Raw genomic sequence first — 22,720 nt, 5'->3', positions numbered from 1 at the left:
CCCGCAGGCGGGTACCCTATGCCCCCCGGGCCGGAGCCCGCGAGGTCCGTACCGAAAGGGATCCGATGGCCTTCGAACCCTCCTCCCCGCCGGGCGGTCCCGCGCATCCCCGCGTCCTCCTGGTGGACGACCACCCGGTCTACCGCGACGGGCTGCGCATGATGCTCGCCTCCACCGGTGCCGTCGACGTGGTCGCCACCGCCGCCGACGGTGTGGAGGCCGTCGTCCTCGCCGGGCGGCTGCGGCCCGACGTCGTCGTGATGGACCTGCAGATGCCCAAGCTGGGCGGTATCGAGGCGACGCGGAGAATCGTCTCGGCCCATCCCGGCACCGGAGTGCTGGCCCTGACCATGCACGACGACGACGAGAGCGTCTTCGCCGCGATGCTCGCCGGTGCCCGGGGCTATCTGGTGAAGGGCGCCGACCAGGGGGAGATCCTGCGCGCCGTCACCGCCGTCGCCAGCGGTGAAGTGATCTTCGGCCCGGCCCTCGCCGGCCGGGTCACCGCCTACTTCGCCCGTCTGGCCGGCCTCCGCCCCGCCGCCGAGGAGCCGTTCCCGCAGCTGACCGCGCGAGAGCGGGAGATCCTCGACCTCATCGCGGCCGGCCTGTCCAACCGGGCGATCGCCGAACGCCTGGTGCTGGCCCCCAAGACCGTCCGCAACAACGTGTCCAACGTCCTGGCCAAACTCCAGGTCGCCGACCGCGCCGAGGCCATCATCCGCGCCCGCGACGCCGGCCTCGGCCGCTGACCCCGTACGGCCGCGCCCGCGACGCCGGCGTACTTCTCGACGAGCCGTGCACCGGGCAGCCGCCGAGCTGTGCGGGTCTCAAACAACCTGCGGTCGCCCGCTTCGAGGCAGGTGGCACCATGCCGACCCTCCCCGTGCCGGAACGCCTCGCCGACGCCCTTGAGGTACGGCTCGGCGTCCGGTTCCGACCACTCCGGGAAGCCTGTCGACGCCCTGCCTCCACCCGGTCCGGTGACCCGCCGGGCAGCCGGGGGTCAGGCCCGAAGGCGCAGGCCCCTGGGGGTCGGATGGAACCCGGCGGCCTCCAGGGCGGCGGCGAGGGGGGAGTCGCCGACGGCGGTGCCGTCGGCCCGCTCCACGGTCAGCTTCCCGAGCGCGCCGTCGCGTACGGCCAGCGCGAGGGCGTCCACGGCCGGCTGGAGGCGGTCGCCGTCGGTGAAGGACAGCAGCGTCTTGCCGCCGCGCTCGACGTACAGGACCAGGTGGCCGTCCACGAGCACCACCAGGGCTCCCGCCTTGCGGCCCGGCTTGTGGGACACGTCACCGGGATGGGCCGGCCACGGCAGCGCCGCGCCGTACGGGTTGGCCGGATCGGCCGCCGCCAGCACCACGGCCCGTCGCGCGGCCTCGCCCGCCCGGCCCGGGGCGCGGTGCCGGTCGCCGGTCCCCGGCGCGGGAAGACCGGGGGAGCCCCACGCGGATGAGCGGGAGGCGCTCCACGGACCGGAGGGCCCGGACGGAGGGGCGCTCCACGGCTCCCCGCCCTCTGAAGTGGAAGACGGGCTCCACGGATCGGCGGACCCGGACGGAGAGGTGCTCCACGGGTCGGGGTCGCCCGGCGGGGGCGGGGGGCTCTGCGGGACGGCGGCGCGCATGCGGTCGACGGCTCCCGGCAGGGCGAACTGGGCGCCGCCCAGGCCCTCGACGAAGTAGCCCCGCCGGCACCGGCCGCTCTCCTCGAACGCGCGCAGCACCTGATAGACGGCGGAGAACCCGCCGGGCAGCCGCTCGGCCGTGACCGCGCCCCTGGTCACCACGCCGTGCCGCTCCAGCAGCGCCTCCGCCTGGGCGTGGGCGCGCTGGGTGGCGTCACCGGCCGGCTCCGGAAGCAGCCACCAGCGCCCGCCCACGGTGGGCGGCCCGCTCCGGCTGGGCAGCACGGCCCGGCGCCTGCGCGTGGAGGCGGGCCGGTGCGCGGGCCGTCCCGTGCCGAGCGTCGCCCGGAGCGGGGCGAGCGTGTCACCCGTGACCAGCCCGGCCCACACCAGGTCCCACACCGCCGCCGCGAGCATCGTGTCATCCGGGGCGAGCGCCGACCGCGGCGCGGGGTCCGGTGCTCCGGAGTCGGCGAGGGCCGTGCCCACGCGGGCGCCCAGCTCGCGGAAGAACAGGGCGCCTCCGCCGCCGAGGACCTCCAGGACCGCCTCGTGCACCGGGGTCATGGTGATCTCCAGCGGGCCGGGCATCAGCAGCGGGGCGGTGTCGGCGAAGTACAGCGAGATCCAGCCGTCGCCGCCGGGCAGAGACCCCTGCCCGGCCCAGACGACCTCACCGGAGGAGGTCAGCTCGTCGAGCAGGGACGGGTCGTAGCCGGGCACCCGGGACGGCAGGACCAGCGTCTCCAGCGACGAGGCGGGCACCGCCGCGCCCTGGAGCTGCTCGATCGCGCTCACCAGGGCGTCGATCGGCGGTCTGCCCGCGCGCGGGGCGCCGGTGATCCCGTGCCAGGCGGGCGAGAAGGCGGCCAGCGTCTCGGCGGGGACCGGCTCCACCTCCTTGCGGAGCCGGGCCAGGGACCTGCGGCGCAGCGTCCGCAGCACCCCGGCGTCGCACCATTCCTCACCTCTGCCGCCGGGCCGGAACTCGCCGTTCACCACCCGGCCGGAGGCCGCCAGACGGCGCAGCGCGTCGACGACCACGGCCGGGCCGAGGCCGAACCTGGCGGCGGCCGTACTCGCCGGGAAGGGGGTGCGGGTGCGGGCGTGGCGGGCCAGGAGGTCGCCGAGCGGGTCGTCGACCGGCTCCAGGAACACGTGCGGCACGCCCACCGGCGGCGGTGCCCCGAGCGCGTCGCGCAGCCGGGAGGCGTCCTCGACGGCGGCCCACTGCTCCTGCCCGGCCACCCGCACCCGGATCGCCCGGCGCGCGGCCTCCAGCGCGGTCAGCCACGCCGGGTCGCCCTCGCGCAGGGTCACGTCGTCGGCGAGCAGGGGGCCGTGGGACCTGAGCAGGTCGGCGAGATCCTCGGCGTCGCGCAGCGGCCGGTCGAGACGGGCCAGCTCGCGCTCGGTCTCGACGATCACGTCGGGGTCGAGCAGCTCGCGCAGGTCGGCCTGGCCCAGCAGCTCGGCCAGCAGGCTCGTGTCCAGCGCGAGCGCCTGGGCGCGGCGCTCGGCCAGCGGGGCGTCCCCCTCGTACATGAACGCGCCGACGTAGTTGAACAGCAGCGACGCCGCGAACGGAGAGGCCTGGGAGGTCTCGACCTCGACCAGCCGCACCCGCCGCGCCGCGATGTCGCGCATGAGCCGCAGCAGGCCCGGCACGTCGAACACGTCCTGAAGGCACTCGCGCATCGTCTCCAGCACGACCGGGAACGAGCCGTAGCGGCTGGCGACGCCCAGCAGGTGGGAGGCCCGCTGGCGCTGCTGCCACAGCGGGGTCCGCTTGCCCGGCGTGCGCCGCGGCAGCAGTAGGGACCGCCCGGCGCACTCGCGGAACCGGGAGGCGAACAGCGCCGAGCCGCCCAGCTCCTCGGTGACGATCCGCTCGATCTCCTCGGCGTCGAAGATCGCCACATCCGAGGGCGGGTCGGACAGGGTGTCGGGGATGCGCAGGATGATGCCGTCGTCGGAGTGCACGGCCTGCACGTCGACGCCGTAACGCTCGCGCAGCCGCCGCCCGATGGCCAGCGCCCACGGCGCGTGCACCCGCGCGCCGTACGGCGAGTGCACCACGACGCGCCAGTCGCCCAGCTCGTCGTGGAAGCGCTCGACCAGCAGCGTGCGGTCGTCGGGGACGTATCCGGTGGCCGCGCGCTGCTCCTCCAGATAGGACAGCAGGTTGGCCGTCGCGAAGTCGTCCAGCCCGGCGGCCCTGACCCGCCCGGAGGCGGTGTCTCCGGCGCCCGTCTCGGACAGCTCGCGCAGGAACGTGCCGATCGCCCGGCCGAGCTCGGCGGGACGGCCCGGGGTGTCGCCGTGCCAGAAGGGCAGCTTGCCGGGCTGCCCGGGGGCGGGGGAGACCAGCACCCGGTCGGCCGTGATGTCCTCGATCCGCCAGGAGGTGGCGCCGAGCACGAAGACGTCGCCGGCCCGGGACTCGTAGACCATCTCCTCGTCCAGCTCGCCCACCCGGGAGGCCTTCTCCCCGACGAGGAAGACGCCGAACAGCCCACGGTCGGGGATGGTGCCGCCGTTGGTCACCGCCAGCCGCTGCGCTCCGGGACGCCCCTGCAGGGTGCCGGTGACCCGGTCCCACACGATGCGCGGGCGCAGCTCGGCGAACTCCTCGCTGGGATAGCGCCCGGCGAGCATGTCGAGCGTCGCCTCCAGCGCGCTGCGGGGGAGCGTGCGGTACGGCGCGGCGCGGCGCACCACGGTCTCCAGCTCGTCGACGGTCCACTCGTCCATCGCGGTCATCGCGACGATCTGCTGGGCCAGCACGTCGAGCGGGTTGCGCGGACAGCGCATCTCCTCGATCTCGCCCCGCTTCATCCGCTCGGCCACCACGGCCGTCTGGACCAGGTCACCGCGGTACTTGGGGAAGATCACACCCCGCGAGACCGCGCCCACCTGGTGCCCGGCCCGGCCGATCCGCTGCAGGCCGCTGGCCACGCTGGGCGGCGCCTCCACACACGCCACCAGGTCGACCGCGCCCATGTCGATGCCGAGCTCCAGGCTGGAGGTCGCCACCACGGCGGGCAGCCGCCCGGACTTGAGCGCCTCCTCGATCTGGGAACGCTCCTCCTTGGACACCGACCCGTGGTGCGCCCGCACGATCTCCGGGACGACCCCCTTGCTCGCCCCGGCCTGGGCCATCATCTCCGCCGGGGTGGAGGCGGACGCGGGGGGCCGGGGGAATCCCCCGGACCAGTGGACGGGCTCCGCAGGCCCGCCGGAGCCGTTTCCCGCGGGGTCGTCCGGGCCGGAGCCGCCGCCCGCGGCGCTCCGCTCCCAGGCCAGCTCGTTGAGGCGGGTGCACAGCCGCTCGGCCAGCCGCCGGGAGTTGGCGAACACGATCGTCGAGCTGTGGTCGCCGATCAGATCGAAGAGCCGCTCCTCGACGTGCGGCCAGATGGATCTGCGGGCCGGCCGGTCGGTGAGCCAGGCGTCGTCGTCCTGGCCGGGGCGCGGGGCGGTGTCGAGCTCGGTCATGTCCTCGACCGGGACGACGACCTCGACCTCGACGACCTTCTCCGACGGCGGCTGGACCACGGTCGCCGGGCGGGACCCGCCGAGGAACTCGGCCACCTCGCTCACCGGCCGGACGGTGGCCGACAGCCCGACGCGCTGGGCGGGCGCGGGCAGCAGCGCGTCGAGCCGCTCCAGGGTGAGCGCCAGGTGGGCGCCGCGCTTGGTGGCCGCCACCGCGTGCACCTCGTCGACGATGACCGTCTCCACGCCGCTCAGCGCCTCGCGGGCCTGGCTGGTCAGGATCAGGAACAGCGACTCCGGGGTCGTGATGAGGATGTCGGACGGCTTGGCGGCGAACCTGCGCCGCTCCTCGGCCGAGGTGTCGCCGGAGCGGATCGCCACCGAGATCTCCGGCACGGGCAGGCCGAGCCGCCGGGCGGTCTGCCGCAGCCCGGCCAGCGGGGCCCGCAGGTTGCGCTCGACGTCGACGGCCAGGGCCTTGAGCGGGGACACGTAGAGGACCCGGCACCGCCGCGGGGGATCGGCGGCCCCGGCCTTCCCCCGGGTTCCGCGCGCCCGCCGGCCGCCCGCCGTAGGGCCGCCCGCCGTAGAGCCGCCCGCCGTGGAGCCGCCCGCCGTGGAGCCGCCGGCCTCACCCGGGGCCGGGGCGTCCGCATGGGCGCCGGCGGGACCGTCGGCGGACATGCGCTCGGCGGCCAGCCGGTCGAGCGACCACAGGAAGGCGGCCAGGGTCTTGCCGGAGCCGGTCGGCGCGACCACCAGCGTGTTGTCGCCCCGGGCGATCGAGGCCCACGCGCCCTCCTGGGCGGCGGTGGGCGCGGCGAAGGCCCCGGCGAACCATTGCCTGGTCACCGGGCTGAAGTGGTCGAGAGCTGATCCGGTCACCGTCCCATAGTGCACTGCGCCACCGACAGAACCGGCGCCGCCCGGAGGTGTACAGAAGGGAGAAAAAATCCGCTTGGTAGATCCAAAACGTCTATTACCTGTTTTGGGTGCTTTGTCACCATACTTCTCAAGTGCACAGCTACGACGAGCGCCTGACCAGCCTGGTCTTCGACTACATGAAGGACCGGCTGTCCCTCGATCCCGTCCCCCTCGACAACCCCGGGGTGAAGGACAAGCTCGAGGCCGCCCTGGCCGGGATCATCACTCCCGGGGGCACCGACCCGGAGAAGGTCCTGGACCTCTACGCCACCCAGCTCGCCCCGGCGGTCATCTCCGCCGACAGCCCCAGGTTCCTCTCCTTCATCCCCGCAGCCCCCACCAAGGCCGCCCTGCTGTTCGACATGGTGGTCTCCTGCGCCTCGCTCCAGGGCATCTCCTGGCTGGAGGCCTCCGGGGCCATCGCCGCGGAGAACCAGGTGCTCCGCCTGCTCGCCGACAGGGCGGGGATGCCGGAAAGCGCCGGCGGGTGCTTCGTCTCGGGCGGATCGGCGGGCAACCTGTCGGCGCTGGTCGTCGCCCGCGACACCGCCCGCCGCAGGATCCCCGGCGGACGCCTGCGCGTCGCGGTCAGCGACCAGGCGCACTCCTCGATCTCCAACACTCTGCGGATCATCGACGTGGACGCGCTCGTCGTCCCCTCCGAGGACCACCGCCTGACCGGTGAGGCCCTGCGCGCCGCCCTGGCCGCCGACCCCGACCCGTCGAACGTGATCGCCGTCGTCGCCACCTCCGGCACCACCAACGCCGGGATCATCGACGACCTGGCCGGAGTCGCCGAGGTCGCCCGGGAGCGCGACCTGTGGTTCCACGTGGACGGCGCCTACGGCGGCGCGGGGCTGTTCGCACCGTCGATCCGCCACCGCTACGCCGGGATCGAGCACGCCGACTCCTTCGTCGTGGACCCGCACAAGTGGCTGTTCGCGCCCTTCGACTGCGCGGCGCTGCTGTACAGGAACCCCCGCCTGGCCCGCGCCGTACACACCCAGGACGCCTCCTACCTCGACGTCCTGCACACCGAGGGCGACGAGTGGAACCCCACCGACTACGCCTACCACCTGACCCGGCGCGCCCGGGGGCTGCCGCTGTGGTTCTCCCTGGCGGTGAACGGGACCGACGCCTACACCGACGCCATCGAGAAGGGGCTGAGCCTCGCCCGCGAGACCGCGGCCCTGATCGACCGGACCGGGCACCTGGAGCTGATCCGCGAGCCGGAGCTGTCGGCCGTGCTCTTCCGCCGGGCCGGCTGGACGGGCCGGGACTATCACGACTGGTCCGAGCGGCTGCTGGCCGGGCAGATCGGTTTCGTCACGCCCACCGGCTGGGAGGGCGAGACCGTCGCGAGGTTCGCCTTCCTGCATCCCGGCACGACCATGGAGATCGTGGAGGAGATCCTCGCCACCATGGCATGACGCCATGGACAGGTTCAGTCACCGTCGCCACGGAGATAGCTCAGACGAACGTCCGACACATTGATCGGTGGGACACAGCATGAGCATCGATTATCCGGCCATCGAGACGGCACGTGAACGGATCAGGGCGGAGCACCTCCGGGAGCACCGCCCTCCGAGCAGCGCCAGAGGGCTGCATCACTTCGCCCTGATCTCCTCCGACGTCGAAAGGACGATCGCCTTCTACCAGGGTCTCCTGGAGTTCCCCCTGACGGAGATCTTCGAGAACCGCGACTACAAGGGCTCCAACCACTTCTTCTTCGACATCGGCAACGGCAACCTGCTGGCTTTCTTCGACTTCCCGGGCCTGGACCTCGACCCCTACAGGGAGGTCGTCGGCGGCCTCCACCACATCGCCATCTCGGTGGACCCGTCGACCTGGGAGCGGCTGCGGGGCAAGCTGGAGGCCGCAGGCGTGCCGCACCAGATCGAGAGCGGCGCCTCGATCTACTTCAGGGACCCCGACGGGGTCCGCCTGGAGCTGCTCGCCGACCCGCTCGGCGAGATGTACGGCTCCCGCGTGATCTGACGGGGTCCCCGGTTCCCGGACGTCCCTGGTCCCCGGACGTCCTCGGCCCCCGGACATCGCCGGTCCCCGGACGCCCCTCAGCGCCGGGACGCCCGCCGGGTGCGCGGTCTGCCCTCACGCGGCGGCTGGACCTGTGCGGCGTGCCTCTCCGCGCGTTCGGCCTTGTCCTGCTGTACGGACAGGCGCAGCTCCCGGAGGAATCTGCGGCGGCGGGCGCGGCGTTCGGCCTTCTCGGCATGGGTCAGCTTCAGCGCCGAGGCGAACAGGACGACGGTCAGGGGGAGTCTCAGCATGTCCCCGAGTCTCACCCGGTGGCCGGGGACTTTCCAGGCCCAATGCCGGTCCGGCGGGGACGGGTGCGACGGCGGGCGGGTCGCGATGTGTCCCGGAGGTCATTCCGGAGCGCTCATACTGGAGGCATGCGCCTGTCGGATTTCTGGAAGCGGATGAAGCTGCACTTCGGTGACGGCTATGCCGAGTCGTGGGCACGCGACTACGTCATCGCCGACCTGGGCAGCCGGACCGTGGTGCAGGCGCTGGCCGACGGCGAGTCGGCCAAGGACGTCTGGCACGCCGTGTGCGGCGTGACGGACGTCGCCCCCAGGCTCCGCTGATTCCCAGGCTCCGCTGAGGAGGCGCGGCCGCTGTCCTCGGCTGTCGCGGGAGACCGGCTGTTCCGGGACATCGGCGGCTTCTCAGGAGACCGGGGTGCCTCCCAGCAGCTTCTCGACCGACTCGGCCGCATGGCCGGGGTCGCCGGTGCCCTCCTGTCCGTCGGGCGACCACAGGAAGAGCCAGCCGTTCTTGGCCGGGGTGGCGAAGACGATCGTCTGCCTCCCGGTGTCCGGATGCCAGACCCACAGCACGGGGTCGTCGCCTCCCAGCATGCGGCTGACCATCCCCCGATCGGGCAGCTCGGTGGCCAGGGCCTCGAGATGGGCCAGGCGCTGCTGAGTGAACGCGTCGGTCACGTCGTCTACACCTCAGGATCGTTTTGGCTCCAGGATTCCCCCAGGTCAGCCCGGTGACACCGGGTTCGACGGAATGCCCGGGAATGTCACCCGGCCGCCGGGCGGGGCGGGCCGTACGGCTTGCGCACCCGTGGAACCCGTGATGCGATTGAGCAACGATCGAACAGTCGTTCGGCTATATTGGACATGCCATCCCTCGTGGCGTGCTCTCCGGAAAATGTCGGTGGCACCCCGTAGCTTTCTGGCAACACCGATTCGACCCGCAACCCTCCAGGGGGCTCCCAGTGGCAGCTAACGACCGCGAGAAGGCGCTCGAGACCGCACTCGCTCAGATCGAGCGGCAGTTCGGCAAGGGCTCCGTCATGCGTCTGGGCGACGACGCCCGCGCACCCATCGAAGTGATCCCGACCGGCGCCATCGCCCTCGATGTCGCCCTCGGCATCGGCGGGTTCCCGCGCGGCCGCATCGTCGAGATCTACGGTCCGGAGTCCTCGGGTAAGACCACCGTCGCCCTGCACGCGGTGGCCAGTGCCCAGCGCCAGGGCGGCATCGCCGCGTTCATCGACGCCGAGCACGCGCTCGACCCGGAATACGCCAAGAAGCTGGGCGTCGACACCGACGCGCTGCTCGTCTCCCAGCCCGACACCGGTGAGCAGGCGCTGGAGATCGCCGACATGCTGATCCGGTCCGGCGCCATCGACCTGCTGGTCATCGACTCGGTCGCGGCCCTGGTGCCCAAGGCCGAGATCGAGGGCGAGATGGGCGACAGCCACGTGGGTCTCCAGGCCCGCCTGATGTCGCAGGCGCTGCGCAAGGTCGCCGGCGCGCTCAACAACACCGGCACCACCGCGATCTTCATCAACCAGCTCCGCGAGAAGATCGGCGTCATGTTCGGCTCGCCCGAGACCACGACCGGTGGAAAGGCGCTGAAGTTCTACGCCTCGGTCCGTCTCGACGTCCGCCGCATCGAGACGCTGAAGGACGGCACCGAGCCGGTCGGCAACCGCACCCGCGTGAAGGTCGTCAAGAACAAGATGGCCCCGCCCTTCCGCCAGGCCGACTTCGACATCCTCTACGGCATCGGCATCTCCCGCGAGGGCGGTCTGATCGACATGGGTGTCGAGCACGGCTTCGTGCGCAAGTCCGGCGCTTGGTACACCTACGAGGGCGACCAGCTCGGCCAGGGCAAGGAGAACGCGCGTAACTTCCTGCGCAACCACCCCGACATGGCCAACGAGATCGAGAAGAAGATCAAGGAGAAGCTGGGCGTCGGCCCCCGCGTCGACGCGCCCGAGGCCGCGCCGCCGGCCGCTCCGGTCACTCCCGCCCCCTCCGGTCGTGGCTCCAAGGCGGCCGCCACCCCCAAGCCCGGTGACGTCTGATCCGGAGCTGACCGATGACGAGGGGACCCGACTCCGGTCCGGCCGACGAGGCCGGGCCGCGAGACTGGGGCGCCTGGCCCGACCTGCCACAGGCCGGGCCTGACAGCGGAAGGCGTCGATCGAGGTCTTCCGCCACCGGGCGCGAGCCCGGCCTCCCCGATGGGGCGGACCGGCGCGCGCGGCCCCGTCACGACCTGGCGGCGGCGTGGGAGGCGGACCAGCGAGAGCGGCCCCGCCGTGATCCGGCGGCGGCCTGGGAGGCGTTCATCGGCGGAGCCGGTCCGGCGACCGGCCCCGGGGCCGCTCCACGGGACGATCCGCCCGCCCGCCCCACCGGCGGCAGGCGCCGTGGCTCACAGGGCTCCACACGACGCACCACGGACGATTCCACCGGTCCCGTGTGGGACGGCTTCCCCCGAGCACCCACCAAGGACTCCGAGAAACCGTCCGCCGCCGCAGACCCCGAGCCGGCCTCCGCACCGGACGAGCCGGGACCGGGTGGCCGGGCGAGGTCCGGTGATGATCCCGAGACGGATGCCGTGGGGCAGGGTGGCGGCTCGGAGCTCGGCCGTGACCCTGAGGCCGGTACGGCGGGACGGGGTGGCCGGGGGAAGTCCGGTCGTCGGGGTTCCCGGAAGGGCCGGAGGGCGGGGTCCGGTGGGTTCCTGCCGGACGGGCCGATGGAAGGTTCTCCGGCGAGCCAGGGGCCGCCGGCCGATCCGCAGGCGGTCGCGCGAGCGATCTGTCTGAGGCTGCTGACCATGGCACCGCGGACGCGCGCCCAGCTCGCCGAGGCACTGCGCAAGCGCGAGGTGCCCGATGACGCCGCCGAGGCCGTGCTGGAGCGTTTCTCCGAGGTCGGCCTGATCGACGATGAGGCGTTCGCGGCGGCCTGGGTGAGCTCACGCCATGCCGGCCGGGGCCTCGCCCGGCGGGCCCTGGCCGCCGAGCTACGGCGCCGCGGGGTCGAGGAGGACACGGTCAAGGAAGCGGTCGAGCAGCTCGACCCCGAGCAGGAGGCGGAGACCGCCCGCAGGCTCGTGGAGCGCAAGCTCCCGGCGACCCGCGGCCTCGATCCCACGGTGAGAACGCGCCGGCTCGCCGGAATGCTCGCCCGCAAGGGGTACGGCCCGGGCCTGGCTTTCCGCGTCATCCGCGAGGCCCTCGAAAACGAGGAAACGGAAGACTCCGCATTTCCCGATGACCCCGATTATCCGCTGGATTCGGTCTGACATCGCCGGTCGGCGGATTCATGACGTGAGCCGTCCTCGGCTCACATCGTGATCGCCGCTGTCCGTTCATCACCGGCGTCAGGAAAACGGCCATGGGGCGCCGGTCCGCGACAGGTGGGACGAGGCGGTCTCTATGGCCCCACCTGCGCCGGCACGGTCCTTCGGGCCGAGCCTGCTGCGTCTTGATATCCGATCATGCTCGGGTCTCCTGGTCTGAGCATGATCGGATATGTGCCGCCGACCGGTTCGCCGGGACACCGATTGCTCCTTCGAAAGAGCTGTCCGGCCGAGCCGGAGGGCTTGCCGGCGTTTCCTTCGCAGCGGGATTTCGCGATGGCGGGCGAACGCGGCGGAGCGGGGAACGGCGGGTGCGGTGTCGCCTCCCGTTGGGAGAGGGCGATGTCGCCCCTCTACGGGAGGGGTCGCCCCTCTATGGGGAAGGCGTGATTCGCCCGATGCGCTGGGCGCCGGCCGGTACGGCCATGCCGCCACGGTGGTGGGTGGACGGCGATGCGACCGTGGGGCACAGAGCACAGCGGGACCCGCGCCGTCGTAGGGAACGGGTCGGGGCGGGCGCCGTTGTGAGGGACAGCCGGGACGGGTGCCGTCAGGGACAGGGCTGGGGCAGGGCCGGGCGGGCGCCGTCGTGTGGACGTGACGGGGGATGGCCCGGGACAGGACGGGCCGGGGCGGAACGGGCGCCGTCGTGTGGACGTGGCGGAGGACGGGCCGAGACGGGGCGGGCCGGGGGATCCGCGGCTGGTGGATCGGGGGGAAAGGGACCTTATCCGAACGCAGGAGTCAGCGGGTCTTTGCTTGCTCGTTACCACTTTGACGCTTAATCTCGACGGCAGTGAGGAGTTACTCCGCGCAGCGCGGATTGTCATAACGGTGAACTACGGACGAGCAGGCTTGGCGACGCGGACGGGCGGGGTGTCAGCGAAAGGAGTCGGCGCGGCGCCGGTCCGTTTATATCTGTCCTGGTGGCGACACCGCTTGGGCTTTCGTGCCGTGCGTGTGACCCTCGCGTGCTTGATATCGGAGACGCGAGGAGGGCGGGGCGCGCATGGAGCCAGTTGTGGTCATCGTGCTGGCGGGAGCGATGGTGGTCCTTGCCGGGGTGACGATAACCGTGCTGGTCATGCTGCTGCGCCGCACCGGAGGGCTCACCGGCCGGTCGGCCGGACCCTCTCCTGAGCACATGACGGAGATCCAGTCCGAGCTCGAAGAGGCCAGGCGCGAGGCGATGGACACCCGCGTCAAGGCCGAGCAGGAGGCCGCGGAGATCCTCCAGCGTTCGGAGCAGCAGGCCATAGAGGTCATGCGCCGTTCCGAGCAGGACGCCGAGGCGGTGCTGCGCCGTTCCGAGGCCGCCGCCGAGAGCGCCGCCCAGATGCGCAAAGAGGTCGAGGCAGAGAGCCAGGTGCTCAAGTACGAGCTCAAGGAGCTCCGTTCCGACCTGGAGCGCAGAGAGAACCGCCTGGCCGAACGCGAGCAGCGGCTCGACGAGGAGGCCAGGCGCCAGGCCGAGCGGGCCCGCAAGCTCGCCGAGACCGAGACCGAGCTGGCCGACCGCCGCGAGGATCTCGACCGGCTCTCCCAGGAGCGCAGGGCCGTCCTGGAACGGGTGGCCGGGCTCACCGGTGCGCAGGCGAAGGCCGAGCTGGTCCGGGAGATCGAGAACCAGGCCAAGCGCGAGGCCGCGCTGATCGTGAGGGAGATCGAGACCGACGCCCGCAAGGAGGGCGAGAAGCGGGCCACCAAGATCGTCACTCTGGCGGTCCAGCGCATGGCCGCCGAGCAGACCGCCGAGTCCGTCGTCAGCGTGCTGCACCTGCCCGGCGACGAGATGAAGGGGCGCATCATCGGCCGCGAGGGCCGCAACATCCGCGCCTTCGAGTCGACCACCGGCGTCAACCTGATCATCGATGACACGCCCGAAGCGGTGCTGCTGTCGTGTTTCGACCCGGTCCGCCGCGAGACCGCCCGGCTGACGCTGGAGAAGCTCGTCCTCGACGGGCGCATCCACCCGCAGCGCATCGAGGACGCCTACGAGCGCAGCAGGGCCGAGGTCCAGGAACTGTGCGTGCGCGCGGGCGAGGACGCCCTGGTGGAGCTCGGCATCACCGACATGCACCCCGAGCTGATCACCCTGCTCGGCCAGCTCCGCTATCGCACCTCCTACGGGCAGAACGTGCTGGCCCATCTCGTCGAGTCCGCGCACATCGCCGGGATAATGGCCGCCGAGCTGAAGATGGACCAGGCCCTACTCAAGCGCTGCACGCTGCTGCACGACATCGGCAAGGCCCTGACCCACGAGGTCGAGGGCAGCCACGCCCTGATCGGTGCGGAGATCGCCCGCCGGTACGGCGAGCACGAGGACGTCGTCCACGCGATCGAGGCGCACCACAACGAGGTCGAGGTCCGCACCGTCGAGGCGGTCCTGACCCAGGCCGCCGACGCGATCAGCGGCGGCAGGCCGGGCGCGCGGCGCGAGTCGCTGGAGGCCTACGTCAAGCGGCTGGAGCGCCTGGAGGAGATCGCCCAGTCCTACGAGGGCGTGGAGAAGGTCTTCGCGATGCAGGCCGGCCGCGAGATCCGGGTCATGGTCAAGCCGGACTCCGTCGACGACATCCAGGCCTCGGTGATCGCCCGGGACGTCGCCAAGCAGGTCGAGGAGGAGCTCACCTACCCCGGCCAGATCCGCATCACCGTCGTACGCGAGTCCCGCGCCACCGAGTTCGCCCGCTGACCCGCCCGATCCCGCCATACGGCGGCGCCGGTCACCGCCGCCCGACTGCTCGCCGTACCGGCGCCGAGGCTTTAAGGGCCGGTGGACGACGGCCGTGCGGCGCCGGGGCGAGGCGGGATCCGTGGGTGATGGCCGTGTGGCGCCGGCGGTGGGGAAGGTCCCACGGGTGGAGGGGACGGTGGGTGATGGCCGTGTGGTGCCGGCGGTGGGGAAGGCTCCACGGGTGGAGGGGACGGTGGGTGATGGCCGTGTGGTGTCGGCGGTGGGGAAGGTCCCACGGGTGGAGGGGACGGTGGGGGCCGGGGGTCAGGTGCGGAAGATCTGCTGGTAGAAGGCCAGTTCGGCGGCCAGGGCGGCGCTGCGGGTCTCGGCGCGGCGGAAGCCGTGGGACTCGCCTTCGAAGGTGAGATAGGTGCAGGGGACGCCGCGCTCGGCGAGGGCGTCGGCGAAGGCCTGGGACTGCGCGGGCGGCACCACCGGGTCGGACAGGCCCTGGAGCAGGAGCATGGGGCAGGTCACTCCGGCGACCTGGCCGAGGGGTTCGCGGGAGCCGTACAGGATGGGGTCCTGGGGGCCGACGAGCCACTCGACGTAGCGGGACTCGAAGTCGTGGGTGGTCTCGGCGAACGGGCCCAGGGCGCTCACCCCGTAGTAGGACACGCCCCCGGCGAACGCGTCGGACAGCGCGCAGGCCGCCATGACGGTCCAGCCGCCGGCGCTGCCGCCGCGGATCGCGATCCGCGCCGGGTCGGCCAGCCCCTCGCCGGACAGCCACTCGGCGGCCGCGATCACGTCCTCCACGTCGACCACGCCCCACTGGCCGCGCAGCCGGTCGCGGTAGGCGCGGCCGTAGCCGGTGGAGCCCCCGTAGTTGACGTCGATCACGCCGATGCCGCGGCTGGTCAGGAACGCCTTCTCCAGGTCGAGCGCCGTCGTGCTGTGACCGGTCGGGCCGCCGTGGGCGAACACGACGTACGGCGGCGGGGTGTGGGCGACGACGTCGGGGTTCGACGGCGGGTAGACGAGGGCGTGCACCTTGCGGCCGAAGCGCCCCTCGATCTCCACGGACCGGGGGACCGGCAGATAGGCGACGTCGGGCAGCTCGCCGACGTCGCGGCGCAGCCCCTCCACCCGCCCGGTCACCGTGTCCACCCGGACGATCGACCGGGGCACCGCCGGGCCGTAGCCGATCCCGGCGAGCGTGCGGCCGTCGGCGGCCAGGACCGGGGCCCAGCCGTCGTAGGGCACGTCGAGGTCGGTCAGCGTGCCGTCCTCGGGGTCGAGCAGGGCCAGCCTCAGGTCCCCCTGCCCGTGCAGGACCGCGAGCCGCCCGTCGTCGAGCACGGCGTACGGCCGGCCGCCGAGCTGCCACAGCGGCCCGGCGAACTCCTCCTCGGCCGGGTGGAGCGCCTGGGAGGAGGTGCCGTACATCCCGATCCGGTAGAGGTTCCACCAGCCCGACCAGTCGGAGACGAGGTACAGGGTGCGGTCGTCGCGCCACTGCGGGGCGAGTATGGACTCGCCGGCGCCGCCCTTGACGGTCCAGGAGTGGCCGTCGGACAGGCGGGTGATCCGCAGCTCGGTGCCGTTCCACGGCATGCGGGGGTGGTTCCAGCAGATGTAGGCCAGGTGCTCGCCGTCGGGGGAGATCGTGGGGAAGGCGTAGAAGTCGTTGCCGCCGACCCGCTCGCGGGGCTCGGCGCCGCCGTGCAGCGGTATGGAGACGATCGACCGGCTGACCTTGCCGTCGTGGTGCCGCTCCTGGACGCACCAGATCTGCCCGTCGTGGAAGAGCAGGTCGGCATAGCGCAGGCCGGCGTCCAGGTCGGGCTGCGGGGTGATCGGTCGGGGTTCGGCGCCGTCGGTCAGCAGGTAGAGCCGCTGGTCGGCCAGGTTCGTGAAGACGACGCCGTGGCCGGAGCCGTCGCCGGGGACGACCGCGTAGGACCGCCCGCCGTACTCGTGCACGCGGGTCCGGGCGCTCCACGGTGCGGCGAGCAGCTCCCGCCGGGCACCGTCGGCGCCCCGGTGCACGATCGTGGTCCGGCCGCCCTCGGCGGGGCGGTCCTCGGTCCACCAGACCTCCTCGCCCAGCACGGTCGGGAAGCCCAGGTGGAGTCCCGACCGGGCGACGTCGGAAGTGGAGACGGGCGAGGGCCAGGTGCCGTGCGGCACGGCATCGCGCTCTGCGGACATGGCGTAATCCTGCCCGATAACGCGCCGCGTGTCGCCGGTATGACGCTCATCGTGTGCCGCGGCATCCGCAGACGGCGAGGGGCGGCCACCCGATCGGGTGACCGCCCCACCGTTCCGATGGACTACCGCGGTCCTCGACGGCCGCGGCTCCCGGCCGGTCAGTCCACGGCGGCCGTGGTGTCGCCCACCGCCACCGCCCCCGGGGGGACGATCGGCTTGGCGGACGTCTTGCGGCTGCGGCGGCTGCGCCTCTCCAGCCAGGTGGCCAGAGCGCTGAGCGCCATGTTGAGCCCGACGTAGATGACTCCGATGACGATCGCCGCGGGGATGAGGGATCCGAAGTTGACCGCAGGAATGATCTTGAAGCCGTAGTTCAGCAGGTCGACGTAGGCGATGATGTAGCCGAGCGCGGTGTCCTTGAGCAGCACGACGAGCTGGCTGACGATCGCCGGCATCATCGCGGTCACCGCCTGCGGCAGGAGGACCAGCCGCATGACCTGGTTCTTGCGCAGGCCGATGGCGTAGGCCGCCTCGGACTGCCCCCTGGGCACCGCCCGCACGCCCGCCCGCACGACCTCGGCCAGCACCGAGCCGTTGTAGAGGGTCAGGCCGGCCACCAGGGCGATCAGCGTGTAGTCGCCGCCGCCGAGCACGCTGGGCGCCAGATAGAACAGGAAGAAGATCAGCAGCAGCAGCGGGATCGCGCGGAAGGTCTCCACGATCGCCCCGGCGGGCACCCTGATCCACCGGTGGTCCGACAGCCGGGCCAGGCCGAAGACCGCACCGAAGATCAGCGCGAACACGGCGCCGAGCCCGGCGGCCTTCAGCGTGCCGAGCAGACCGGGGATGATGTACTCGGTCCAGGTGAACGGGTCGGCGAACGGCTTCCAGATCTGGCCGTCGAACTGGCCCTTCTCGGCGAACCTGGCGTAGACGACGTAGAGCAGCGCCGCGATCACGACCGCGGCGAGCAGGGTCAGGATGTTGTTGCGCAGCCGGGCGCGCGGTCCCGGCGCGTCGAACAGGACGCTGGCCTGCCCGTTCATCGGGCCACCGCCAGGCGGTTGGCCAGCCAGCCGGTGAAGAACCCGATCGGCAGGGTGAAGAGCATGAACGCGACGACGATCCCGACGAAGATGGGGATCGACACGCCGGTGTCGTCGAAGGTGTCCTTCATGACGAAGGCCGACTCCGCCAGGTATCCGGCGGCGATGGCCACCGTGGTGTTCTTGATCATCGCGATCATCACGCTTCCCAGGGGGGCGATGACGGCCCGGAAGGCCTGCGGAAGAATGATCATCCTCAGGGACTGGAAGAAGGTCAGCCCGATGGCGCGGGCCGCCTCGGCCTGACCCATCGGGACGGTGTTGATGCCCGCGCGCAGCGCCTCGCAGACGAAGGTCGCCGTGTAGAGGGACAGGCCCAGGACGACCAGCCAGAAGCTGTTGGTGCTGGGCTCGTCGGAGAAGGACACGCCGAGCGTGTCGCTGAGGCCGAGTGCCGAGAAGGCCAGCACCAGGGTCAGCGGGGTGTTGCGCACGATGTTGACGTATCCGGTTCCCGCCGCGCGCAGGACCGGCGTCGGCGACACCCTCATGGACACCAGGACCGTGCCGAGGATCATGGAGAAGACCGCGCAGACCAGCGAGAGCTGCACGTTCTTCAGGAAGCCCGCCAGCAGGTCCGGCGCGTATTTGATCAGATCATTCATCGTGCTCCACCAAAGGACGGCGGCGGCCGGCGATCCGCTCCTCCGGATCGCCGGCCGCCACATGCGGCAGGATCAGGCGCAGGCCTCGAACGGCGGGACACCGGTCGGGGCGGTGACGCCCTGGGTGCCGGCGAACCACTTCTCGAACAGCTTCTGCGCGGTGCCGTCCTGGTACATCTTGGTGATGGCCGCGTTGACGGCCTCACAGGTCTTGGTGTCGCCCTTCTTCAGGCCGACGCCGTACTTCTCGTCGGTGAACGGCTGGCCGAGGATCTTGAAGCCGCCACCGGCCTGCTTGGCGAAGCCGGCCAGGATCAGGTCGTCGGTGGTGACCGCGTCCAGGTTGCTGCCCTTGAGCTTGGCCACGCACTCGGAGTAGTTGGCCGCACCCACGAGCTGGGCGTCCAGGTCGAGCTGGCCGTCCGGCGGCGGGTCGGTGATCCGCTTGTAGGAGTTGGAGCCGGCGGCCTGGCAGATGCGCTTGTTCTCCAGGTCCTGCGGCTTGGTGATCGAGGTGTCGTCGGCGCGGACCATCACGTCCTGGTGGGCCACGATGTACGGCCCGCCGAAGGTCACCTTCTCCTTGCGGCTGTCGGTGATCGAGTAGGTCGCGAAGATGATGTCCACGGTGCCGTTGGCGAGGAAGGCCTCGCGGTTGGACGACGCGGACTCCTTCCACTCGATGTCGACGTCCGCGCCGCCGGCGAGCTCCTTGACGACGTACTTGGCGACGTCGACGTCGAAGCCCTCGGGCTCGGCGCCCGTCTTCAGGCCCAGGCTCGGCTGGTCCCACTTGGTGCCGACGACCAGCTTCTTGGCGCCCTTGGCCTTGTCGACGACCGTGGTGTAGGCCGCGGTGTCGCCGCCGCCCTCGCCGCCGTCGTCACCGCAGGCCGCCAGGCCCATGGTGAGTGCGCTCACGGCGGCCAGCGCCGCGCCGATACGCGATACTCGCATGTTCTGTCCTCTTCTTCTCTGGGATGACCAGCCGACCGAGAGATCAGTGCGTCAGAATCTTGGAAAGGAAGTCCTTGGCGCGATCGGTCCTGGCGTTGGTGAAGAACTCATCGGGAGTGTTCTCCTCGACGATCTGCCCCTCCGCCATGAAGACCACGCGGTTGGCCGCCCTCCGGGCGAAGCCCATCTCATGGGTGACGACCATCATCGTCATGCCGTCACGGGCCAGACCGATCATGACGTCGAGCACCTCCTGGACCATCTCCGGGTCCAGCGCCGAGGTCGGCTCGTCGAACAGGATCATCTTGGGGTCCATGGCCAGTGCCCGGGCGATGGCGACGCGCTGCTGCTGACCGCCGGAGAGCTGCGCCGGGTACTTCGACGCCTGGGCCCCGATGCCGACCCGCTCCAGCAGTTCCATGCCGCGCTGCTCGGCCTGCGCCTTGGGAACGCCGCGGACCCTGGTCGGCCCGAGGGTGACGTTCTCGAGGATCGTCTTGTGGGCGAACAGGTTGAAGGACTGGAACACCATGCCGACCTCGGACCTGAGCCCCGCCAGGGCCTTGCCCTCCTCCGGGAGAGGTTTCCCGTCGAAGAGGATGGTCCCGCCGTCGATGGTCTCCAGCCGGTTGATCGCCCGGCAGAGAGTGGACTTGCCTCCGCCCGATGGGCCGATGACGACCAGCACCTCGCCGCGCGAGATGGTCAGGTTGATGTCGCGCAGCACGTGGAGGCTGCCGAAGTGCTTGTTGACGCCTTCAAGCACGACCAGAGGAGTCGAGTCCCCGTTCTCCGTCATGGATCACAACGTAATTCTGTAAAGGGCAAGTCGCGCTAACCCTGTGGTACCGATCCGATCACGGACGGCCAAGGGTGGGGTCATCGCAGGTTTCAACCCGCCGGCGAGGCGAATGCCTGGCATGAAAAGACCTGGAAAAGTGGTATATGGCATTGATTGTCAAAGATCGCGTAGGTGGTTGGGGAAGGTCCGGGTACGGCCCCGCCGCCCCGTGGAGGGCGGTGCGGGCCGATCACACTGCGTGCGCTTCGCGGGAGCCGTACCCGGAGGTCGGCGGAGCGCCTACCCTTGTGTGTTGAGATGACTGTCACCGTGGAGAGCGCCCGCACGTACGAGGTTCGTACCTACGGGTGCCAGATGAACGTGCACGACTCCGAGCGCCTGTCGGGCCTCCTCGAGGACGCGGGCTACGTCCCGGCCGCGGAGGGGGAGACGGCCGACGTGGTCGTGTTCAACACCTGTGCCGTGCGGGAGAACGCCGACAACCGCCTCTACGGCAATCTCGGCCACCTGCGCCCGGCGAAGACGGGCAACCCCGGCATGCAGATCGCCGTGGGCGGCTGCCTGGCGCAGAAGGACCAGGGCGAGATCGTCCGCAGGGCGCCCTGGGTCGACGTGGTCTTCGGCACGCACAACATCGGCTCGCTGCCGGTCCTGCTCGAGCGCGCCCGGATCGCGCAGGAGGCCCAGGTCGAGATCAAGGAATCCCTGGAGACCTTCCCCAGCACGCTGCCGACCAAGCGCGAGTCCGCCTACGCCGCCTGGGTGTCGATCTCGGTCGGGTGCAACAACACCTGCACCTTCTGCATCGTGCCGTCGCTGCGCGGCAAGGAGAAGGACCGCCGCCCCGGCGACATCCTCAAAGAAGTGCAGACCCTGGTCGACCAGGGCGTCCTGGAGATCACCCTCCTGGGCCAGAACGTCAACACCTACGGCGTCGAGTTCGGCGACCGGCTGGCCTTCGGCAAGCTCCTGCGGGCCTGCGGCGAGATCGACGGCCTGGAGCGCGTGCGCTTCACCAGCCCGCACCCGGCCGCCTTCACCGACGACGTCATCGCCGCCATGGCCGAGACGCCCAACGTGATGCACCAGCTGCACATGCCGCTGCAGTCGGGCTCCGACCGGATCCTCAAGGCCATGCGCCGCTCCTACCGGGCCGAGCGCTACCTGGGCATCATCGAGCGGGTCCGCGCGGCCATGCCCGACGCGGCGATCTCCACCGACATCATCGTGGGCTTCCCCGGCGAGACCGAGGAGGACTTCCAGGGCACGCTGGAGGTGGTGCGCGCCTCGCGCTTCGCCAACGCCTTCACCTTCCAGTACTCCATCCGCCCCGGCACGCCCGCCGCCACCATGGACGGCCAGATCCCCAAGGAGGTCGTGCAGGAGCGCTACGAGCGTCTCGTCGCCCTGCAGAACGACATCTCCTGGGAGGAGAACAAGAAGCAGGTCGGCCGGACCCTCGAGGTGCTGGTGGCCGAGGGCGAGGGCCGCAAGGACGAGGCGACCCACCGGCTGTCCGGCCGTGCCCCCGACAACCGCCTGGTGCACTTCTCCCCCGGGGAGCGGTACGGAGGCGAGGGGGCGCCGCGCCCGGGTGACATGGTCACCGTCGAGGTCACCTACGCCGCGCCGCACCACCTGGTCGCCGACGGGCCCGTGCTGAAGCTCCGCCGCACCCGCGCGGGCGACGCCTGGCAGGCCCGCCAGGGCGCCCCGGCCGGCAAGGGTCCGGGCGTCATGCTCGGCATGCCCTCCGTCGGCCGCCCGGCCCCGCTCGCCCAGGAGACCCCGGGCTGCTCCGCCCACTGACCCCGCCTGTCGCCGACCCCGCCTGTCGCCGACCGGCCCGTCCGCGTCCCTCTGTTCCCGATCGGCCCGCCCGTCCGCGTCCGGTGCCGCGGTGCGGCTCAGCCGTCCAGCATGTCGCGCATGACGGCGTAGCAGTAGTCGCGGCGGACGTCGTGGAAGGTCGCGCACGGGTCGGGGACGTTCGGCGGCAGGCCCGCGGATCCGGGCGGCGGCGCGACCGGCGTGGGACGCGGGCGGGGCGCGGGCCGGACCTCGGGCCTGCGCGGTGCGTCGGGTGCGCGCCGTACACCGGGTGCGCGCCGTACACCGGGCCCGTCATCCGCCCCGGACGGAGAGATCGCGCCGGGGCCCCGTCCCGGCGCGTCCGGTACGGCGGGCGGCGGGTGCGGGGGGCGATCCTGAAGACCCGGGGGTACGGCGCGCGAGAGCGGTTCGCGTCCGGGAGGGCCGGGCACCCGCAGGGTCCAGAGAAGACCGGGGGAGTCCTGGCCGGAGGGCGGGGGAACGGGCGAGCTCCAGACGGGCCCGTGCGGGACCGGCCGATGCCCGGCGACGTGATCCTCTCCGGGCGCGGGACTTCGTCCGGACGAGAGGTCCCTCCCGGCGAGCAGGTTCTGCCCGGCCGCGGAGTCCCCGGCGGGGGAGGGGCCCTTCCCGTCGGCGGGACGCTCTTCGGGCGCGGCGGAGGGGATGAACGGAGAGGGCTCCGGGTCGGCGCCCGCCGCCAGGAGCAGGCCCAGGCCGGTGGTGATCAGGGCGCCGAATAGGACATAAGCCTTGAAATCTCCAGCTAGCCTCTTAATGGATGACAAGTCGTGATTCCTCTGTGATTGCTATACGAGGCATTGACTGCTGTGGCTA

Annotated in this window: 17 protein-coding genes; 8 read left to right on the top strand and 9 right to left on the bottom strand. The window is 71.8% G+C overall.

Annotated elements, in window-relative coordinates:
- Window positions 1-65 precede the first annotated feature (65 nt).
- A complete protein-coding gene (locus Pta02_RS03245; protein WP_203873126.1) occupies window positions 66-752 on the top strand; it encodes a response regulator in 687 nt (228 codons plus the stop codon).
- A gap of 254 nt (window positions 753-1,006) precedes the next feature.
- Here Pta02_RS03245 and Pta02_RS03240 read toward each other — a convergent pair whose 3' ends face one another.
- Window positions 1,007-6,010: an ATP-dependent helicase gene (locus tag Pta02_RS03240; RefSeq protein ID WP_239129430.1), complete on the bottom strand. Its 5,004-nt coding sequence runs from the start codon at window positions 6,008-6,010 to the stop codon at window positions 1,007-1,009.
- A gap of 131 nt (window positions 6,011-6,141) precedes the next feature.
- On the opposite strand from Pta02_RS03240, the gene Pta02_RS03235 reads away from it, so the two are divergent.
- A complete protein-coding gene (locus Pta02_RS03235; protein WP_203873124.1) occupies window positions 6,142-7,479 on the top strand; it encodes a pyridoxal phosphate-dependent decarboxylase family protein in 1,338 nt (445 codons plus the stop codon).
- Window positions 7,480-7,558: 79 nt separating this feature from the next.
- Window positions 7,559-8,047: a VOC family protein gene (locus tag Pta02_RS03230; protein ID WP_203873123.1), complete on the top strand. Its 489-nt coding sequence runs from the start codon at window positions 7,559-7,561 to the stop codon at window positions 8,045-8,047.
- A gap of 77 nt (window positions 8,048-8,124) precedes the next feature.
- Here the strand turns inward: Pta02_RS03230 and Pta02_RS03225 are convergent, their stop codons facing one another.
- Window positions 8,125-8,340 carry a hypothetical protein gene (locus Pta02_RS03225; RefSeq protein WP_203873122.1) on the bottom strand — a complete coding sequence of 72 codons (216 nt, stop codon included), beginning with the start codon at window positions 8,338-8,340 and terminating at the stop codon, window positions 8,125-8,127.
- Between the two features lie 126 nt (window positions 8,341-8,466).
- Between Pta02_RS03225 and Pta02_RS03220 the strand changes: the two genes are divergently transcribed.
- The gene (locus tag Pta02_RS03220) at window positions 8,467-8,661 is read left to right on the top strand and encodes a DUF3046 domain-containing protein (protein WP_203873121.1); all 195 of its coding nucleotides are present in this window, start codon (window positions 8,467-8,469) and stop codon (window positions 8,659-8,661) included.
- A gap of 81 nt (window positions 8,662-8,742) precedes the next feature.
- On the opposite strand, the gene Pta02_RS03215 is transcribed toward Pta02_RS03220, so the two are convergent.
- Window positions 8,743-9,018, bottom strand: a complete 276-nt coding sequence (locus tag Pta02_RS03215) for a hypothetical protein (protein WP_203873120.1) — start codon at window positions 9,016-9,018, stop codon at window positions 8,743-8,745.
- Between the two features lie 284 nt (window positions 9,019-9,302).
- On the opposite strand from Pta02_RS03215, the gene recA reads away from it, so the two are divergent.
- The 3 genes from recA (at window position 9,303) to rny (ending at window position 14,384) form a co-directional block, all read left to right on the top strand.
- On the top strand, window positions 9,303-10,400 hold the full coding sequence (recA, locus tag Pta02_RS03210; protein ID WP_203873119.1) for a recombinase RecA: 1,098 nt from the start codon (window positions 9,303-9,305) through the stop codon (window positions 10,398-10,400).
- A 14-nt stretch (window positions 10,401-10,414) separates the two neighbouring features.
- Window positions 10,415-11,632 (top strand): recombination regulator RecX, encoded by a 1,218-nt coding sequence (gene recX / locus Pta02_RS03205; protein WP_239129418.1) that lies wholly within the window; start codon window positions 10,415-10,417, stop codon window positions 11,630-11,632.
- A 1,066-nt stretch (window positions 11,633-12,698) separates the two neighbouring features.
- The gene (gene rny, locus Pta02_RS03200; RefSeq protein ID WP_239129414.1) at window positions 12,699-14,384 is read left to right on the top strand and encodes a ribonuclease Y; all 1,686 of its coding nucleotides are present in this window, start codon (window positions 12,699-12,701) and stop codon (window positions 14,382-14,384) included.
- 306 nt (window positions 14,385-14,690) lie between these two features.
- Here rny and Pta02_RS03195 read toward each other — a convergent pair whose 3' ends face one another.
- From Pta02_RS03195 to Pta02_RS03175, 5 genes are all read right to left on the bottom strand, one after another.
- Window positions 14,691-16,580 carry a S9 family peptidase gene (locus Pta02_RS03195; RefSeq protein WP_203873117.1) on the bottom strand — a complete coding sequence of 630 codons (1,890 nt, stop codon included), beginning with the start codon at window positions 16,578-16,580 and terminating at the stop codon, window positions 14,691-14,693.
- Between the two features lie 158 nt (window positions 16,581-16,738).
- Window positions 16,739-17,626, bottom strand: coding sequence for an amino acid ABC transporter permease (locus Pta02_RS03190; protein WP_203873116.1), 888 nt, complete (start codon window positions 17,624-17,626; stop codon window positions 16,739-16,741).
- A complete protein-coding gene (locus Pta02_RS03185) occupies window positions 17,623-18,291 on the bottom strand; it encodes an amino acid ABC transporter permease (protein ID WP_203873115.1) in 669 nt (222 codons plus the stop codon). The genes Pta02_RS03190 and Pta02_RS03185 overlap by 4 nt, the downstream gene beginning before the upstream one ends.
- Window positions 18,292-18,363: 72 nt before the next feature.
- Window positions 18,364-19,248, bottom strand: a complete 885-nt coding sequence (locus Pta02_RS03180) for a glutamate ABC transporter substrate-binding protein (protein WP_203873114.1) — start codon at window positions 19,246-19,248, stop codon at window positions 18,364-18,366.
- A gap of 43 nt (window positions 19,249-19,291) precedes the next feature.
- Entirely contained in the window at window positions 19,292-20,047 is a 756-nt protein-coding gene (locus Pta02_RS03175; protein ID WP_275423552.1) for an amino acid ABC transporter ATP-binding protein, read from the bottom strand.
- Between the two features lie 300 nt (window positions 20,048-20,347).
- Between Pta02_RS03175 and miaB the strand changes: the two genes are divergently transcribed.
- Complete coding sequence (gene miaB / locus Pta02_RS03170; protein ID WP_203873113.1) at window positions 20,348-21,859, top strand: tRNA (N6-isopentenyl adenosine(37)-C2)-methylthiotransferase MiaB; 1,512 nt, start codon at window positions 20,348-20,350, stop codon at window positions 21,857-21,859.
- A 98-nt stretch (window positions 21,860-21,957) separates the two neighbouring features.
- Here the strand turns inward: miaB and Pta02_RS03165 are convergent, their stop codons facing one another.
- A complete protein-coding gene (locus Pta02_RS03165) occupies window positions 21,958-22,671 on the bottom strand; it encodes a hypothetical protein (RefSeq protein ID WP_203873112.1) in 714 nt (237 codons plus the stop codon).
- Window positions 22,672-22,720 lie beyond the last annotated feature (49 nt).

Origin of the sequence: Paraplanobispora takensis (genome assembly GCF_016863195.1) — a bacterium.
Taxonomy (GTDB): domain Bacteria; phylum Actinomycetota; class Actinomycetes; order Streptosporangiales; family Streptosporangiaceae; genus Planobispora; species Planobispora takensis.
The sequence above is the reverse complement of the archived record's forward strand: the minus strand, read 5'-3'. Positions and strand labels throughout refer to the sequence as shown.

Bases quoted from the DNA above. Each gene is read 5' to 3' on its own strand.
- Pta02_RS03245 (WP_203873126.1), top strand. From the start codon at position 66: ATGGCCTTCGAACCCTCCTCCCCGCCGGGCGGTCCCGCGCATCCCCGC.
- Pta02_RS03230 (WP_203873123.1), top strand. From the start codon at position 7,559: ATGAGCATCGATTATCCGGCCATCGAGACGGCACGTGAACGGATCAGG.
- Pta02_RS03225 (WP_203873122.1), bottom strand. From the start codon at position 8,340: ATGCTGAGACTCCCCCTGACCGTCGTCCTGTTCGCCTCGGCGCTGAAG.
- Pta02_RS03220 (WP_203873121.1), top strand. From the start codon at position 8,467: ATGCGCCTGTCGGATTTCTGGAAGCGGATGAAGCTGCACTTCGGTGAC.
- recX (WP_239129418.1), top strand. From the start codon at position 10,415: ATGACGAGGGGACCCGACTCCGGTCCGGCCGACGAGGCCGGGCCGCGA.
- rny (WP_239129414.1), top strand. From the start codon at position 12,699: ATGGAGCCAGTTGTGGTCATCGTGCTGGCGGGAGCGATGGTGGTCCTT.
- Pta02_RS03195 (WP_203873117.1), bottom strand. From the start codon at position 16,580: ATGTCCGCAGAGCGCGATGCCGTGCCGCACGGCACCTGGCCCTCGCCC.
- Pta02_RS03190 (WP_203873116.1), bottom strand. From the start codon at position 17,626: ATGAACGGGCAGGCCAGCGTCCTGTTCGACGCGCCGGGACCGCGCGCC.
- Pta02_RS03185 (WP_203873115.1), bottom strand. From the start codon at position 18,291: ATGAATGATCTGATCAAATACGCGCCGGACCTGCTGGCGGGCTTCCTG.
- Pta02_RS03180 (WP_203873114.1), bottom strand. From the start codon at position 19,248: ATGCGAGTATCGCGTATCGGCGCGGCGCTGGCCGCCGTGAGCGCACTC.
- Pta02_RS03175 (WP_275423552.1), bottom strand. From the start codon at position 20,047: ATGACGGAGAACGGGGACTCGACTCCTCTGGTCGTGCTTGAAGGCGTC.
- miaB (WP_203873113.1), top strand. From the start codon at position 20,348: ATGACTGTCACCGTGGAGAGCGCCCGCACGTACGAGGTTCGTACCTAC.